Raw genomic sequence first — 14927 nt, 5'->3', positions numbered from 1 at the left:
GCAGAACCATTTTTGTCGGAAATCCGGCTGATGTCATTTGTCTTCGCGCCCAAGAACTGGGCGCTGTGCAATGGCCAGTTCCTGCCGATCAACCAGAACCAGGCGCTGTTCTCGCTGCTCGGCACCACCTATGGCGGCAACGGCCAGACCACCTTCGCCCTGCCCGACCTGCGCGGGCGCGTGCCGATCCATGTCGGCAACGGCCACTTCCTGGGCGATCGCGCCGGTGAGGAGGCGCACACGCTGAGCATCAGCGAGATACCCACCCACGTGCACTTTCTCCAGGCGTCGAACGCCAACGGCAATGCGGTGAACCCCAATTTCGGCGGCACCGGCTATGTGCTCTCGGCCGAGCCGGGCAACGCCTATTCGACGGGCTTCACGCCGAGTGCGGTCGCGCTGAACGCCGCCACAGTCGCCAATAACGGCGGCAGCCAAGCGCACCTGAACATGCAGCCGTTCCTGACGCTGAGCTACTGCATCGCCCTTGCGGGCATCTTCCCGTCCCCGAACTGAGGAAAGCTCCATGGCACAGCCTTATGTCGGCGAGCTTCGCATCTTCGCCGGAAACTTCGCCCCCGCGGGATGGATGTTCTGCGAAGGACAGCTCATCCCGATCTCCGAGAACGAGACGCTGTTCAACCTTATCGGCACCACCTATGGCGGCGATGGCCAGAGCACCTTCGCCCTGCCCGACCTGCGCGGACGCCTGGCGATCCACCAGGGCACCGGCAGCAGCGGCACGAATTACACGCTGGCCGAGACGGGCGGCGCCGAGGAAGTGACGCTATCGATCAACCAGATTCCCGCGCACAGCCATCCTTTGCTGGGTGCATCCGGCAACGGCACGCAGGCCAATCCGAAGAATAACGTCCTCGCCAGCTCGACGCTGGTGAAGCTTTATTCGGGTGAGGCTGCGGACACGGCGATGTCCGCCACTTCGATCACCTCGATCGGCAGCAGCCAGCCGCACACCAATTTCCAGCCGTATCTCTGCCTGAACTACATCATCTCGCTGTTCGGCATCTTCCCGAGCCAGAACTGAGAGGAACGCACCATGGCCGATCCCTTTGTCGCCGAGATCCGTATCTTCCCGTTCAACTTCGCGCCCAGGGGTTGGGCGTGGTGCGACGGGCAGTTGCTGCCGCTCTCACAGAACACCGCACTTTTCTCGCTGCTGGGCACCACCTATGGCGGCAACGGCAAGAGCACTTTCGCGCTTCCGGACATGCAGGGCCGCGCGCCGATGCATCCGGGACAAGGCCCCGGCCTGTCCTTGCACGATCTGGGCGAGATCAGCGGCACCGAAACGGTGACCCTGCTCGAGTCGGAAATCCCGAACCATACGCATACGCTGCGCGCTTCGGTTGAGGATGCCACCCAGGGGACGCTTGCGAACGGCGTTTCGCTTTCCACCAGCACCGGCGGTTCGCTCTACCAGACCACGACCAACACCAACCTGGTCACCATGTCGCCGCAGGCGCTCTCGTCGGCCGGTGGCAGCGCTCCGCACAACAATATGCAGCCCTATCTGACCTTCTATTTCTGCATTGCGATGCAGGGCGTGTTCCCGCCCCGCTCCTGACCGTATACGCGCGATCATGCCCCCGCCCCTCCACGCCGCCGCGCGCTTCGACCTGTCGTATCGGCCGTTCGTGGAGGGCGATTTCGGCTTTGTCGAAGCACTCTACTTCTCCACGCGGGAAGAAGAGCTGGCGCTGAGCGACTGGCCGGCGGAACAGAAGCGCGCGTTCCTGACCCAGCAGCACAGCGCCCAGCACCATCATTACGTTACCTATTATCCCAACGCCGAGCGGCTGATCCTCGAGCGGAATGGTGCGGCGATCGGCAGGCTCTATGTCGATGCGTGGACACACGAACTGCGCATCGTCGACATTTCGCTGATGCCCGCGGCGCGCGGTCAGGGCCTGGGCGAGGCGATATTGCGCGACCTGATCGAATGGGCCGCCGGCCAGGGCAAGGGCGTCTCGATCCATGTCGAGAAATTCAATCCCGCGCGGCGCCTCTATCAGCGTCTCGGCTTCGTCGTCACCGAGGACAAGGGCATTTACGAGCTGATGGAGCTCGGCACGCCGCGTGCCTCCGAACCGGCTTAGAAGAAGACTGCCTCGTACCGGATGCCGCCCGCCGGATCGAACCCGATCGGCACGATGAAGATGTCGTGCATCGCATCCCCGACCGGGAAGGCGTAGATCGCCTGGGGGAGTCGCGGTTCGGACGGTCCGAGGAACTCCAGACGGAAACCGCCCTCTTCGCGCGCCGCCTGGGGCAGTTCCTGCACCTTTGCGAGTGCGAGCCGCTGCGCACCGACTTCGGTTTCGATGACGAAAGCCTCGCCGACCCGGTCCGCGAAATCAGCCAGCGTGAGCGGCGCGGAGGTCCCCGGCGAAGCGGCATCGAACGTCATGTCGTCAATCCTCCCAGGCCGCATGCGCGCGACATTCCCGCTATAGGCAGGCCATGCCGGTCTGGCCAATCCCGCGTTGGGCCGGTGCCCCATAATTCACGAGTGCAGTATCCGCACCGAAATGGTAGGAAGGCCGCTCGGGGGAAAGGTCCGTGCAAAGCGTCGCACTCGGGCCTGGCCGCAAGAAAAGCGGAAACAATGACTTACAGCTCGCGTCGAAGCTTCGTGGTTGGGGGTGTGATTGCAGCCGGGGCCGGAGTCGCCGGATGCAGCGGTGGCGGTGGCAGTTCCAGCACTGGCAGCGTCGTCACGCCTGTCGCGGAGGCAACGCCGAGCGGGCCGGTGCTGACCGCATCCGAGATGAGCGACTGGCAGAAACTGCTCGGCTCCTCCTTCGTGATCACCACGCCCAGCGGCAAGGTTACCGCCACGCTCGCCAGCCTGGAGCAGATCGTGGATGCCTCGCGTCCCACCAATCTGGCACGGCACTTGGGCTTCTTCGCGACCTTCCAGATGGCGCTTGGCCAGATACCCGCCGGCCAGAAGACCTACCAGCTGTCGCACGCGACCAAGGGCAGTTTCGATCTGTTCCTCGGCATGCCCGGACAGAGCAATGGCCAGGGCGTCATCACCGCCCTGCTCAACTAGCCAAGAGAAACTATCGGCTTCGCCCGCATGGGCGATCGCCGGCCAGCGAAAAGATGGGCGCGACCGGTTGCGGACGCGCCCTTTTTCTTTCCTCGATAACGGCGGGTCAGAAACGGAACCCGACGCCACCCAGGACCTGATTGCGCGAGAAGCCGCCGGAATAGTTTGAGTAGCGATACTCGCTGGTCAGGAAGAATTGCCGGGTAACATCATATTCGACACCGGCGCCGAGGCGGAAGCCCGAGCGATCGTCATGGCTTTCGATCGTAGTGACGGCACCCGCGTTGGTGCTGGTGAGACGATCGCCGAAACGGGCATTGGTGTAGCCCGCCTTGCCATAGACCAGCACCCGCGGCGCCGCGACATAGCCGATGCGGCCGCCTACATAGAAATCGCGGTCGCCACGCTCGCACAGCCGGCCATTGGCCTGGGTGAAGCACGACTTCTGGGTGGTGCCGGTCACTTCGGCTTCGGGCGCCAGGCGCAGATCACCCACCGCCACGTCGTAGCCGGCAGTGCCGCCATAGACAAAACCCGAACCATCCTCGCCGCGGTGATCGACGCGGTCCAGCCACCGGTGACGGCAACGCGGGCGCCGGTGAACGGAGCGCTTTCCTGCGCCATTGCGGGCGCCGCGACTGCGACGGATGCCAGCACAATGGCGGGAGCGATGAACTTCTTGAACATATGAGCCTCCTTTTCAATCCGATCAGCCAGTGATCGATGGAGGCGAGCTAGGGACGAAATCCCGGGAGCATCAGGCTACAAAAGTATTAGACACCCTGAGTAACACTCAGATTATCCCAAGGTATTATCCAGATGGTCAACCAAGTTACACAGCGCGGCGAGCCTGACATGGGCAGATGCATATCATCGTATAATGGCGGGAGCACATGATTCCGGGCGAAGCTCTCCCTTGCCCTCCCCCGGGCATCCTCTCCTGAACTTGCGGGCGGCTCCATTGGGGCCGCCCTTCTTTTGCGCGGGTCATTCAGTGAAGTCGAACGACCCTCGACCGACGGCAATCAGCGCCTCCATGTCCGCCATATGGGCAATGGCGGGCGCGGCCTCGGGCAGCGCCTCGGCAGTACGCACCCGCACGCCTTCGGTGAGCGTACGGTGCACGGGACAGCGATCGGCGATCTCCAGCAGCCGGCTACGCTGCTCAGGCGTGATCTCGCCTTCGAACTTGATCCGGCGAGAGAACACGTCCGGCGGGTTCTGCCCCTCCTCGCGCCGATGCCCGACCGCAGTGCAATGCACGCGCACCGGCCAGCCCTTGCGATCGGCGTAGAGCTGGAGCGTCATTGTCGTGCAGGCAGCAAGCGCGGCGGCGAGCAGTTGGTAGGGGGTGGGACCGGCGCCGAGGCCGCCAACCTCGACTGGTTCGTCCGCCATGAAATGCGCACCACCGGCCGATATTTCCAGCTGGAACCGCCCCGTCCCGCTCTTGGTGGCGACAGCTTCATCGAGCGTATCGTTCGTCTGCATCCACTTCACCTCGTTGTTGCGGCCCGGCAGCGGGCATTCCTTCCGACAGGCGCGGCTAATCCCGGCGCCGGGCCCGACGCCAGGTAACCACCAGCACATCCCGGCAAGCGGAAAGGGCCGGGTCCAGCGCGTGGATCGCGGTAACGCCGTGCCGGATCCGGCGATCATCAAGCAATACTGCCTCGCCCGGGGTAACCAGCGTAAAGCTGTCGCGACGGCCTGCCTCGTCGATGATGTGCGTGGTGCCGGCTTCGACGTTGCGCCGGTCGACCAGCATGACGAGCACCCAGTCCACCCCGTCGCGGTGCATGCCCTCGGGCGTGGGCTGGCCCGCCTCTCCGCCCAGCGCTTCGATCCGGAACTGATGGAATTCACCGTCCCAGCGCTGTTCGGGATCGCCATCGAGCGCCGAGAATAGCGGCGTGCACAGCGCAAACAGGTTGCGCGTGATCGGAAGGTCAACCAGCGCATCGGTAGCCGGCGCGAACCAGCGCTGGGTGTCGCCGTTCAGCGGGTTATAGTCGATGCTCTGGAAATGCGGCTGGTGCGCCTTGCGCAGCGCCTGTGCGCCCTGGAAGGTGAACGCGGCATAGCGCCGGCGGCGATAGCGGCCGCCATCCGCCATGTACTCGTCCTGGGCGAGATCATCCCAGCTCGCCGCGAAGCGCGCGAATTCCGCCGGGTCGGCGGCATGCGCCATCGCGCGGAAATCCGCGGCATCGACATGCACATAGCCCTTGTCGGCAAGCTGCTGCGCCAGCCCGGCGCCTGGTCCCGCAATTGCGCTGAAATCCATGCCTCGTCCCGTTCGTGCGGCTTCCATGCGCCGATGCCCGGCGCACGGCAAGACAGACTTCGGTCGCAAAAATCGCTCCCGCCGGGCCAGCGCCGCGAAAATGCCGCCCGGGCCGCATCCCGGCAGCACATTCGCTGGTCATCGCAAGGCGCGGACCTCATCGTCCTTGCCCGTCATTTCCCAGCGGATCAGCGAGATCGGGATCGAACCGGCAGCACGGAAGCGATCATGGAACGACTTGATGTCGAACTTGTCGCCTTCCTGCATCGCGACATCGGCGAGCAGCTTCTCCAGCTCGACCTTGCCCATGTAATAGCCGATGCCATAGCCCGGCTGGCGCAGGTAGAGTTCGATATCGAACTGGGCGACCGCATCCCCAGGAGCCATCCATTTGGGCGTGCGAGAGACCAGCGAGGCATTGGCTTGCCGCCAGGTCCATTCGTTCGCCTGCATCTTCAGCTCGGGCAGGATGCGCGCGGCGCGCTTCGCGCCGAGGATATAGTCGATCTCGCGCGCCTTGGGGCGGCCCTCGAGCATGCCCGACTGGATCAGGAACTCCTCGAGATAGAAGGCCCAGCCCTCGTTGCGCAGGCCGTTGACGAAGAACAGCCGCGGCTGGCCGCGCACCGGTCGCGTGTCGCGCGCCGCCTGCAGTGCATCAAAGGCATGGCCGGGCAGGTTGTGCGCGCGCAGCGGGCGGCCATCGCGGAACTCTGCCTGAAAGAAGAAGTGGAGGTGCTGGGGCGGATCGAACAGGCCCGGCTTTGACGGATCCTTCTCGAAGGGGAACTGGTACGGCCCCTCCTCCGGGTCATGCTTCACATAGTCCGGGATGGTCACCCAATCGCCGTCGCGGAGGAACCGGAGCAGGTCCTCGTCCTCTACCTTGCGCTTGGCATCGAACTCGGCGCGGGTCTTGACCGGCTCGGGCATCGGGATGGCGCGGTTGCGATGCTCCTCGATCTTCAGGAAGGCGAGCTGGCGTTGATATTCGCGCTCGCCGATCACCCGGACCTCTTCAGGCGTATAGGGCAGCAGGAGGACGTGCTTGAGATACCAGGCATAGTTCTCGGCCCCCACACCGCCATATGCAGGCAAGGTGGCCTCGATGCTTTCGAGCCAGGCCTTGAACTCGGCCGCCGCGGCCTGGGCGCGCTTCGCCGGCGCGACGAGCGAAGGCTGAAGCTTCGCCGCCTGGGCGGCCAGCTCGCCATAGACGTTCACCTCGACCTGCTTCTGCACGATCGCCAACCTTGCGAGATCGCCCCGCGCATCGGTGAGGTTCGCCCGCGCCTGGCGCAGGGCTTCCGGCACCGCGTTGAGCTTCGCCGCCAGCACCTCGGCCTTGTCCCTGGCGATCGGCAGCTTCGGGATGGCTATGGCGCCGTGCATCTTCGGCCCGAAGCCGAGATTGGTGGTGCTGTAGAAGGCCGGATCACGCTTCCATGGCTGCATCACCCGGTGCTGGAACTCGAGCCCGCGCATCTCGGCGAGGACGACCATGTAATCGACGCGCTGCGGGACCGGCCATTTGCTGTCGTCGATCGCCGCCAGCCGCGCCTCGAAGCGCTGGAGCTCGGCATAGTGGCGCGCCATCGTCGCTGGCGAATAGTCGGGCACGCCCTTGACCATCGGCGGCGGCACGAAGGCGCGGAATTCCTTGTAGAGCGCGAGCAGGGCGTCATAGCCCTGTGCCGCTGGAGCTTCCGCCTGAGCAGAAGCGGGCGGTGCAAGGGGGATCGGAAGCGCCGGCAAGGCCAGCAAGGCGGCGGCAAGACCCAGACGCTTCTTCATCCCCATTTCTCCTCGAATTGAAACCTGTCGTCACCCCGGCCTTGAGCCGGGATCCCGCTCCCTCTGGCTGCGGAAACAAGCGGGATCCCGGCTCAAGGCCGGGATGACGAGAGTGCCATCACAACGTGTTGAAGAACCGCGCCAGCCGCTCCATCGCTTCGGTCACCCGCGCCTCGGACTCCGATCCGAAGCAGACGCGCAGATGCCCTTCCCCGCCCGGCCCGTAGAAGCTGCCGGATTCGACCACGACATGCGCTTCCTTGAGGATCGCCATGGCGAGATCCTGCGAGGAACGGCCGGTGCCGCTGATGTCCGGAAAGGCATAGATCGTACCTTCGGGCTCAGCGCAGGTGACCCCGGGCATCTGGTTCAGCGCCTGGACGACGATGTCGCGCTTGCGGCGATCGGCCTCGACCATCGCCAGCATCGCATCCTGCGGTCCCTCGACCGCCGCACGCGCGCCCTCCTGGATGAAGACGTTGACGTGGGTCACGTCGGTCATGGTGATGCGCATGATCGCGGGCATCAGCTTCGCATCCGCGGTCAGGTAACCGATCCGCCAGCCGTCCATCGAATAGGCCTTGGTGAAGGCGAAGCAGGTGATCGTCCGCTCCCGCATGCCCGGCAGGCTGGCGATGCTGACATGCTCCGCCTTGCCATAGGTGATGTACTCATAGACTTCGTCCGACAGCACCAGCAGGTCATGCGCGATCGCCAGGTCGGCGACCTGCTGCAGCTCCTCGCGACTATAGACGCGGCCGGTCGGATTGGCCGGGTTGACCAGCACGATCATCCGGGTGCGATCGGTGATCTTCGCTTCGATCTTTTCCTTCGAGATCGCGAAATTGTCGGCCTTGTCGAGCCCGGCGATCACCACCTTGCCGCCCGCCAGCTCGGTCTTGCCGATATGCTGGGGGTAATAGGGATCAAGCAGGATCACTTCGTCGCCCGGATCGATCGCGGCCATGAAGGCGGCGAACGAGGCATGGGTAAGCCCGTTGCACACGAGCACCTCGTCGACGCCGTAGTCGAGCCTGTTGAACTCGGTAAGCTTCTTCACCAGCGCCTGGCGGAAGGAGAGCGTGCCGCGGAAATCGCCGTAATGGACGATACCAGCATCGAGCGCAGCCTTGGCGGCCTCCTTGATGTGGAGCGGCGTATCCGCATGCGGCCGGCCGAACTCGAGATGGATCAGGTCCACCCCCGCCGCATCCAGCTTGGACGCTTCGTCATACATGCCGAAGCTCTTCTTCGATCCGCCCGTGAGGCGCTGTGCCGGCCACTTCATTCTCGACCCCTTTTCGACTCCATTACCCGTGAATAATTGCGTGATATATGATATTTCAAGCTTGAAATTTCAGGCTTGAAATATCTACGCTGCGAGCGTTAGGTGACACGGACGGAGTCGCCGCGAGGGAGTACTGCTCGATGAAGATCGCATGCGTGGGCGGCGGGCCGGCGGGGCTCTATTTCGCCATCTCGATGAAGGTGCGCGACAGCAGCCACGACATCCACGTCTTCGAGCGCAACCGCGCCGACGACACGTTCGGCTGGGGCGTGGTCTTCTCCGACCAGACGGTCGAGAACCTGATGGCCAACGATCCCGTCAGCGGCGAGACGATCCGCGGCGAGTTCGCGCATTGGGACGATATCGACGTCCATATCCATGGCGAGTGCATCCGCTCCTCCGGCCACGGCTTCATCGGCATCGGCCGCAAGCGGCTGCTGGCGATCCTGCAGCAGCGCGCCCGCGACCTTGGGGTGCAGCTCCATTTCGAGCATGAGGCAAGCGACGACCTGGCCGACTGGGCGGATTATGACCTGGTCATCGTCGCCGACGGCGCCAACAGCCGCATCCGCGACCGCTATGCCGAGCATTTCGACATCGACATCCAGCCGCGCCGCAACAAATATATCTGGCTCGGCACGCACAAGGTGTTCGACGCCTTCACCTTCGCCTTCGAACAGCTCCCGGAAGGATGGGTCTGGGCGCACGCCTATCGCTTCGACGACAGCCTATCGACCTTCATCGTCGAGATGGCGCCGGAGACCTGGCACGCGCTCGGCCTCGACCAGGCGGGCCAGGACGACGCCATCGCCTTCAGCGAGCGGGTGTTCGGCAAGTATCTCGACGGCAACGCGCTGATGTCGAACGCCGGGCATCTGCGCGGCTCGGCGGCCTGGCTCAACTTCCGCCGGATCGTCACCGGGCGCTGGTCGTACGACAAGCTGATCCTGCTCGGCGACGCGGCGCACACCGCGCATTTCTCGATCGGATCGGGCACCAAGCTGGCGCTGGAGGACGCGATCAAGCTCGCCGAAGTGCTCAACCGCCCCGGGCTCGGCCGCGAACAGGCGCTGGCCGAATACCAGGCCGAGCGCAGCGTCGAAGTGCTCAAGCTGCAGAACAGCGCGCGTAACTCGACCGAATGGTTCGAGACGCTCGACCGCTATCTGCCCTTCGCGCCGATCCAGTTCGCCTATTCGCTGCTCACCCGATCGCAGCGCGTGAGCCATGAGAACCTCCGCCTGCGCGACCCGGAATGGCTGGAAGGCGTGGAGCGCTGGTTCCAGGCCCAGGCGCCGGGCGGCAAGGGCGACAAGCCGGTCCCGCCGATGTTCGCGCCCTACAGGCTGCGCGAGATGGCGCTGGACAACCGCGTCGTCGTCTCGCCCATGGCGATGTACTCGGCGGTGGACGGTACGCCGAACGACTTCCACCTCGTCCATTACGGCACCCGCGCCCAGGGCGGTGCCGGCCTCGTCTATACCGAGATGACCTGCGTCTCGCCCGAGGGGCGGATCACGCCGGGCTGCCCGGGCATGTACGCGCCCGAGCATGTCGCGGCGTGGCGGCGGGTCACCGATTTCGTCCATGCGAACAGCGGTGCGAAGATCTGCCTCCAGCTCGGCCATTCGGGTGCCAAGGGCTCGACGAAGATCGGCTGGGAAGGCATGGACCAGCCGCTCGACAGCGGAAACTGGCCGCTGATCGCCGCCTCGGACGTGCCGTGGAGCGCGGGCAACGCGACGCCCCGACCGATGACCCGCGCCGACATGGACGCGGTGCGCGACCAGTTCGTCGCGGCGGCGCGGATGGCAGTCGATGCCGGCTTCGACATGATCGAGCTGCACGCCGCCCACGGATACCTGCTCTCGAGCTTCATAACGCCGCTGCAGAACACCCGCACCGACGACTATGGCGGCAGCCTGGAGAACCGGCTGCGCTATCCACTCGAGGTGTTCGCGGCGATGCGCGCCGCCTGGCCCGCCGAACGGCCGATGTCGGTCCGCATCTCGGCAACCGACTGGATGGGCGACCAGGGCGTCACGCCCGAGGAGGCCGTGGAGATCGCCCGCGCCTTCAGCGAAGCCGGTGCCGATCTGATCGACGTCTCGGCCGGCCAGACTTGGGCCGAGTGCAAGCCGGTCTATGGCCGCATGTTCCAGACGCCCTTTGCCGACAAGATCCGCAACGAGGCGCGCGTCTCGACCATGGCGGTAGGCAATATATTCGAGACCGACCACGCCAACTCGATCCTCGCCGCCGGCCGCGCCGACCTGGTGGCGATCGGGCGGCCGCATATGGTCGATCCGATGTGGACGCTGCGCGCCGCCGCCCAGCACGGCTATCGCGGGGTGCGCGTGCCGCCCCAATATCTTGGCGGGATGAGCCAGCTCGCCCGCAACCTGCAACGTGCCGCCGAGACCGGCGCGGCACTCCGGAGCTGACGCCGATGCGCCTCAAGGACATTCATGCAGTCGTCACCGGCGGCGGATCGGGGATCGGTGCCGCGATTGCGCGCGCATTCGCCGAAGAGGGCGCCCGGCTGACGTTGCTGGGTCGCCGGCTCGACGCGCTCGAAGCCGTGGCCGCGACTATCCCCGGCGCGATCGCAGTCTCCGCCGACGTGACCGACCGCGCATCGATCGATGTCGCGTTCGAGGCCGCCCGGGCGGCGCATGGCCCGATCGGCATCCTGGTCAACAATGCCGGCATCGCGCCCAGCGCGCCCTTCGCCAAGGTCAGTGCCGAGGCGTGGCGCAAGACGATGGCGACCAATCTCGATGCGCTGTTCGATTGCTGCCAGGCGGCCCTGCCCGACCTGCTCGCGGCGCCTGCCGGGCGGATCGTCACCGTGGCCTCGACTGCGGGGCTCAAGGGCTATGGCTATACCGCGCCCTATGTCGCCTCGAAGCATGGCGCGATTGGGCTGATGCGCGCGCTCGCCGCCGAATTCGCCGCGACCCCGCTCACCGCCAACGCGCTCTGCCCCGGCTTCACCGATACCGATATCGTGGCGAAGGCGGTCGCGACGATCACCAGCCGCACCGGCCGCAGCGAAGCCGAGGCGCTTGCCGAGCTCACCAGGCACAATCCGCAGAAGCGGCTGATCACGCCGGAGGAAGTCGCCGCGGCGGCGGTGTGGCTCTGCCTGCCGGCCAGCGGATCGGTGACTGGTCAGGCGATCCCGATCGCCGGCGGAGAAGTGATGTGACCCGCGCCACATCGCTCCGCGAGAAGCATGACGGCGCGCTCGACGATCGCGGCAGCGTGCGGCTGTGGCTGCGGCTGCTCACCTGCACCACGGTGATCGAAAAGCGCCTCAAGCGCCGCTTCGCCGACCAATATGGCGTCACCCTGCCCCGCTTCGACGTGATGGCCGCGCTCGACCGGCATCCGGAAGGGATGACGATGGGCCAGCTTTCCCAGGCGCTGCTCGTCTCGAACGGCAACGTCACCGGCGTCGTCCAGGTGCTGGTGCGCGATCGCTATGTGAGCCTGGCCCCCTCGCCCACCGACGGCCGCTCCTCGGTGGCGCGGCTGACCCAGCTCGGGCGCGAATGCTTCGCCGGGCTGGCCGAGGCGCATCACGAATGGATCGAAGCGATGCTGGCTGGACTGGGCCGCGAGGAACGCGGCCAGCTCCACCAGCTTCTGGGCGTGCTCAAGGACTCGCTCGCCGCCGAGGAAGGAGAGGAATGACCATGGATCCGACCAGCTTCGCACCGGAGCATTTCGGATGGGCCTTTAGCGAGGGTGTGGCGACGGTCACGCTCAACCGGCCCGAACGGAAGAACCCGCTGACCTTCGAAAGCTATGCCGAGCTGCGCGATACCTTCCGCGACCTCGTCTACACGCCGCAGGTCAAGGCAGTGGTGGTCACCGGTGCCGGCGGCAATTTCTCCTCGGGCGGGGACGTCCATGAGATCATCGGTCCGCTGACCGAAATGGCGATGCCCGAGCTGCTCGCCTTCACCCGGATGACCGGCGACCTGGTCAAGGCGATGCGTGCCTGCCCGCAGCCGATCGTCGCGGCGATCGACGGCATCTGCGTGGGGGCCGGGGCGATCATGGCGATGGCATCGGACCTGCGCCTCGCCACGCCGGCGGCGAAGACTGCCTTCTTGTTCACCCGCGTCGGCCTCGCAGGCTGCGACATGGGCGCCTGCGCGATCCTGCCGCGGATCATCGGCCAGGGCCGCGCCTCCGACCTGCTCTACACCGGCCGGATGATGTCCGCCGAGGAAGGCGAGCGCTGGGGCTTCCACAACCGGCTGGTACCGGCCGAGAGCCTGCTCGACGAAGCGCAGGCACTGGCGCGCGGCATTGCCGCCGGCCCGACCTTCGCGCACGGTATCACCAAGACCCAGCTCAACACCGAATGGGCCGTGAGCGTCGAAACAGCGATCGAAATGGAAGCGCAAGCCCAGGCAATCTGCATGGCAACAAAGGACTTCCGCCGCGCTTTCGAGGCTTTTGCCGAGAAGCGTACGCCCGTGTTCGAGGGCGACTGATGGCCGACCGCAGCTTCCTCGACTGGCCCTTCCTCGACGACAGGCACCGCCAGCTGGCCGATGCGCTGGAGACCTGGTGCATCGCCAACCTCTCCGATCATCACGGCGCGGAGGTGGACGCCGAATGCCGCCGGCTGGTCCGCGCGCTCGGCGACGGCGGCTGGCTGCGCTACTGCGTGCCGGCTGCCTGGGGCGGCGTGCACGACACGATCGACATCCGCTCGCTGGCACTGATCCGCGAGACGCTGGCGCGGCATTCGGGGCTGGCCGACTTCGCCTTTGCGATGCAGGGGCTGGGATCGGGCACGATCTCGCTGTTCGGCACCGAGGCGCAGAAGGCCGCCTATCTCCCCGCCGTGGCGCGGGGCGAGAAGATCGCGGCCTTCGCGCTGACCGAGCCGGGCTCGGGCTCCGACGTCGCCTCGATGGAGACGCTGGCCGAGCGCCATGGCAACGGTTGGCGGGTCAACGGCGCAAAGACCTATATCTCGAATGGCGGCATCGCGGACTATTACGTCCTCTTCGCCCGCACCGGCGAGGCACCCGGCGCCAAGGGCATTTCCGCCTTTGTCGTCGATGCGGATACGGCCGGCCTGCGCGTCACCGAGCGGATCGAAGTGATCGCGCCGCACCCGCTCGCCACGCTGGAGTTCACCGACATGGCGCTCCCCGCCGACGCGCTGCTCGGTGAAGCCGGGCGGGGTTTCGCGGCGGCGATGGCGACGCTCGACATCTTCCGCACCACCGTGGGCGCGGCGGCGCTGGGCTTTGCCCGCCGCGCGCTCGACGAAGCGACAGCGCGGGCCCGCACCCGCAAGCTGGGCGATGGCACGCTGGCCGACAATCCGGTGACCCAGTCGAAGCTCGCCGAGATGGTGCTCGACATCGATACCGCCGCACTGCTGATCTACCGCGCCGGCTGGCTGCGCGACGTACGGGGCCAACGCAACACCCGCGAGGCGGCGCTGGCCAAGCTCCACGCTACCGACAGCGCACAGCAGGTGATCGACAAGGCCGTGCAGATCTTCGGCGGCCTCGGCGTCACCGTCGGCGCGCCCGTCGAGGCGCTGTACCGGGAGGTACGGGCGCTGCGCATCTATGAGGGCGCCTCCGAGGTGCAGAAGATCGTCATCGCCCGCCAGCATCTCGCCCAGAGCGCGGGCTGATGTTCCGCGTCTCCTACCCCCTGCGCTTCGCGCACTGCGACCCGGCGGGCATCGCCTTCTACCCACGCTGCCTCGAGCTGTGCGACGCCGCGGTGGAAGACTGGACCCCGGCCGTGCTGGGTGATGACAGGCGTGCTATGCACATGGGCCGCGGGCTCGGCCTGCCCACCGTCAGCCTCACCTCCACCTTCACCGCGCCGAGCAGACTGGGCGACCGGCTCGACTTCACCGTGCAGCTCACCCGGGTCGGGCGTAGCTCGATCGATCTCGAAGTCGAAGTGACCTGCGAAGGTGCGCCGCGCTTCAGCGTCCGCCTTACCCAGGTGCTGATCGCGCTCGCCGGCGGCACCTCGCAGCCCTGGCCTCCCGAATATCGCCAACGCCTTGAAACGGAATGCCAATGACCGCCCATCAAAGCCTGCTCCCTCCCGGCTGGAAGCGCCCGCGCGGCTATGCCAACGGCATCGCGGCCAGTGGCAGGATGGTGTTCACCGCCGGCGTGGTCGGCTGGGACGAAGAAGAGCGCTTCGTCTCGGCGGATCTCGCCGGGCAGTTCCGCCAGGTGCTGATCAACACGCTGGCGATCCTTGCCGAGGGTGGAGCCGGCCCCGAGCATATCGTCCGGATGACTTGGTACGTCACCAGCCGCGACGAATATCTCGCGCAGATCGCCGAGATCGGCGCCGCCTATCGCGAACTGATCGGCCGCAACTATCCGGCGATGGCCGTGGTTCAGGTCGCGGCACTGGTCGAGGCCGAAGCCAAGATCGAGATCGAGACGATCGCGGTCGTCCCCACCGCCTGA

At 66.0% G+C, this 14927-nt stretch carries 19 protein-coding genes; 12 read left to right on the top strand and 7 right to left on the bottom strand.

The annotated features are described in order from the left end of the window. Positions 1–30 precede the first annotated feature (30 nt). Genes AC1RJ5_RS00185 through AC1RJ5_RS00170 form a run of 4 tightly spaced genes read left to right on the top strand, consistent with a single transcriptional unit; the run spans position 31 to position 2117 of the window. Positions 31–516, top strand: coding sequence for a phage tail protein (locus AC1RJ5_RS00185; protein ID WP_269575624.1), 486 nt, complete (start codon positions 31–33; stop codon positions 514–516). A 10-nt stretch (positions 517–526) separates the two neighbouring features. After that, positions 527–1045: a phage tail protein gene (locus AC1RJ5_RS00180; RefSeq protein ID WP_493111033.1), complete on the top strand. Its 519-nt coding sequence runs from the start codon at positions 527–529 to the stop codon at positions 1043–1045. Between the two features lie 12 nt (positions 1046–1057). Continuing rightward, positions 1058–1585: a phage tail protein gene (locus AC1RJ5_RS00175; protein WP_342249617.1), complete on the top strand. Its 528-nt coding sequence runs from the start codon at positions 1058–1060 to the stop codon at positions 1583–1585. A 16-nt stretch (positions 1586–1601) separates the two neighbouring features. Then, entirely contained in the window at positions 1602–2117 is a 516-nt protein-coding gene (locus AC1RJ5_RS00170) for a GNAT family N-acetyltransferase (RefSeq protein WP_269575627.1), read from the top strand. On the opposite strand, the gene AC1RJ5_RS00165 is transcribed toward AC1RJ5_RS00170, so the two are convergent. Then, positions 2114–2428 (bottom strand): DUF6916 family protein, encoded by a 315-nt coding sequence (locus AC1RJ5_RS00165; RefSeq protein WP_269575628.1) that lies wholly within the window; start codon positions 2426–2428, stop codon positions 2114–2116. The genes AC1RJ5_RS00170 and AC1RJ5_RS00165 overlap by 4 nt on opposite strands. Positions 2429–2626: 198 nt before the next feature. Between AC1RJ5_RS00165 and AC1RJ5_RS00160 the strand changes: the two genes are divergently transcribed. Further along, the gene (locus AC1RJ5_RS00160) at positions 2627–3076 is read left to right on the top strand and encodes a DUF6916 family protein (RefSeq protein WP_342249618.1); all 450 of its coding nucleotides are present in this window, start codon (positions 2627–2629) and stop codon (positions 3074–3076) included. Positions 3077–3182: 106 nt separating this feature from the next. Here the strand turns inward: AC1RJ5_RS00160 and AC1RJ5_RS00155 are convergent, their stop codons facing one another. From AC1RJ5_RS00155 to AC1RJ5_RS00130, 6 genes are all read right to left on the bottom strand, one after another. After that, complete coding sequence (locus AC1RJ5_RS00155) at positions 3183–3572, bottom strand: outer membrane protein (protein WP_342249619.1); 390 nt, start codon at positions 3570–3572, stop codon at positions 3183–3185. Beyond that, positions 3536–3763, bottom strand: a complete 228-nt coding sequence (locus AC1RJ5_RS00150) for a hypothetical protein (RefSeq protein ID WP_342249620.1) — start codon at positions 3761–3763, stop codon at positions 3536–3538. Before AC1RJ5_RS00150 ends, AC1RJ5_RS00155 begins: the two co-directional genes overlap by 37 nt. Before the next feature lie 300 nt (positions 3764–4063). Then, the gene (locus AC1RJ5_RS00145) at positions 4064–4567 is read right to left on the bottom strand and encodes an OsmC family protein (protein WP_269575631.1); all 504 of its coding nucleotides are present in this window, start codon (positions 4565–4567) and stop codon (positions 4064–4066) included. 55 nt (positions 4568–4622) lie between these two features. Next, positions 4623–5363, bottom strand: a complete 741-nt coding sequence (locus AC1RJ5_RS00140; protein WP_493111028.1) for a 2OG-Fe dioxygenase family protein — start codon at positions 5361–5363, stop codon at positions 4623–4625. A 138-nt stretch (positions 5364–5501) separates the two neighbouring features. After that, positions 5502–7157 carry a DUF885 family protein gene (locus AC1RJ5_RS00135; RefSeq protein WP_342249622.1) on the bottom strand — a complete coding sequence of 552 codons (1656 nt, stop codon included), beginning with the start codon at positions 7155–7157 and terminating at the stop codon, positions 5502–5504. Positions 7158–7275: 118 nt separating this feature from the next. After that, entirely contained in the window at positions 7276–8445 is a 1170-nt protein-coding gene (locus AC1RJ5_RS00130; RefSeq protein WP_493111025.1) for a pyridoxal phosphate-dependent aminotransferase, read from the bottom strand. A gap of 140 nt (positions 8446–8585) precedes the next feature. Here AC1RJ5_RS00130 and AC1RJ5_RS00125 point away from each other — a divergent pair, with 140 nt between their 5' ends. From AC1RJ5_RS00125 to AC1RJ5_RS00095, 7 genes are read left to right on the top strand one after another with little or no spacing between them, the layout of a single operon-like run. Then, positions 8586–10889 (top strand): bifunctional salicylyl-CoA 5-hydroxylase/oxidoreductase, encoded by a 2304-nt coding sequence (locus AC1RJ5_RS00125; RefSeq protein ID WP_269575635.1) that lies wholly within the window; start codon positions 8586–8588, stop codon positions 10887–10889. 5 nt (positions 10890–10894) lie between these two features. Further along, complete coding sequence (locus AC1RJ5_RS00120; RefSeq protein ID WP_269575636.1) at positions 10895–11656, top strand: SDR family NAD(P)-dependent oxidoreductase; 762 nt, start codon at positions 10895–10897, stop codon at positions 11654–11656. Then, on the top strand, positions 11653–12144 hold the full coding sequence (locus AC1RJ5_RS00115) for a MarR family winged helix-turn-helix transcriptional regulator (RefSeq protein WP_269575637.1): 492 nt from the start codon (positions 11653–11655) through the stop codon (positions 12142–12144). Before AC1RJ5_RS00120 ends, AC1RJ5_RS00115 begins: the two co-directional genes overlap by 4 nt. Further along, a complete protein-coding gene (locus AC1RJ5_RS00110) occupies positions 12141–12956 on the top strand; it encodes an enoyl-CoA hydratase family protein (protein WP_342249625.1) in 816 nt (271 codons plus the stop codon). The genes AC1RJ5_RS00115 and AC1RJ5_RS00110 overlap by 4 nt, the downstream gene beginning before the upstream one ends. After that, positions 12956–14122 carry an acyl-CoA dehydrogenase family protein gene (locus AC1RJ5_RS00105; protein WP_493111021.1) on the top strand — a complete coding sequence of 389 codons (1167 nt, stop codon included), beginning with the start codon at positions 12956–12958 and terminating at the stop codon, positions 14120–14122. The genes AC1RJ5_RS00110 and AC1RJ5_RS00105 overlap by 1 nt, the downstream gene beginning before the upstream one ends. Continuing rightward, on the top strand, positions 14122–14526 hold the full coding sequence (locus AC1RJ5_RS00100; RefSeq protein WP_269575640.1) for an acyl-CoA thioesterase: 405 nt from the start codon (positions 14122–14124) through the stop codon (positions 14524–14526). The genes AC1RJ5_RS00105 and AC1RJ5_RS00100 overlap by 1 nt, the downstream gene beginning before the upstream one ends. Continuing rightward, the gene (locus tag AC1RJ5_RS00095; RefSeq protein ID WP_269575641.1) at positions 14523–14927 is read left to right on the top strand and encodes a RidA family protein; all 405 of its coding nucleotides are present in this window, start codon (positions 14523–14525) and stop codon (positions 14925–14927) included. The genes AC1RJ5_RS00100 and AC1RJ5_RS00095 overlap by 4 nt, the downstream gene beginning before the upstream one ends.

The sequence above is a fragment of the Sphingomonas sp. GW822-FHT03G08 genome (assembly GCF_058801135.1).
The sequence above is the reverse complement of the archived record's forward strand: the minus strand, read 5'-3'. Positions and strand labels throughout refer to the sequence as shown.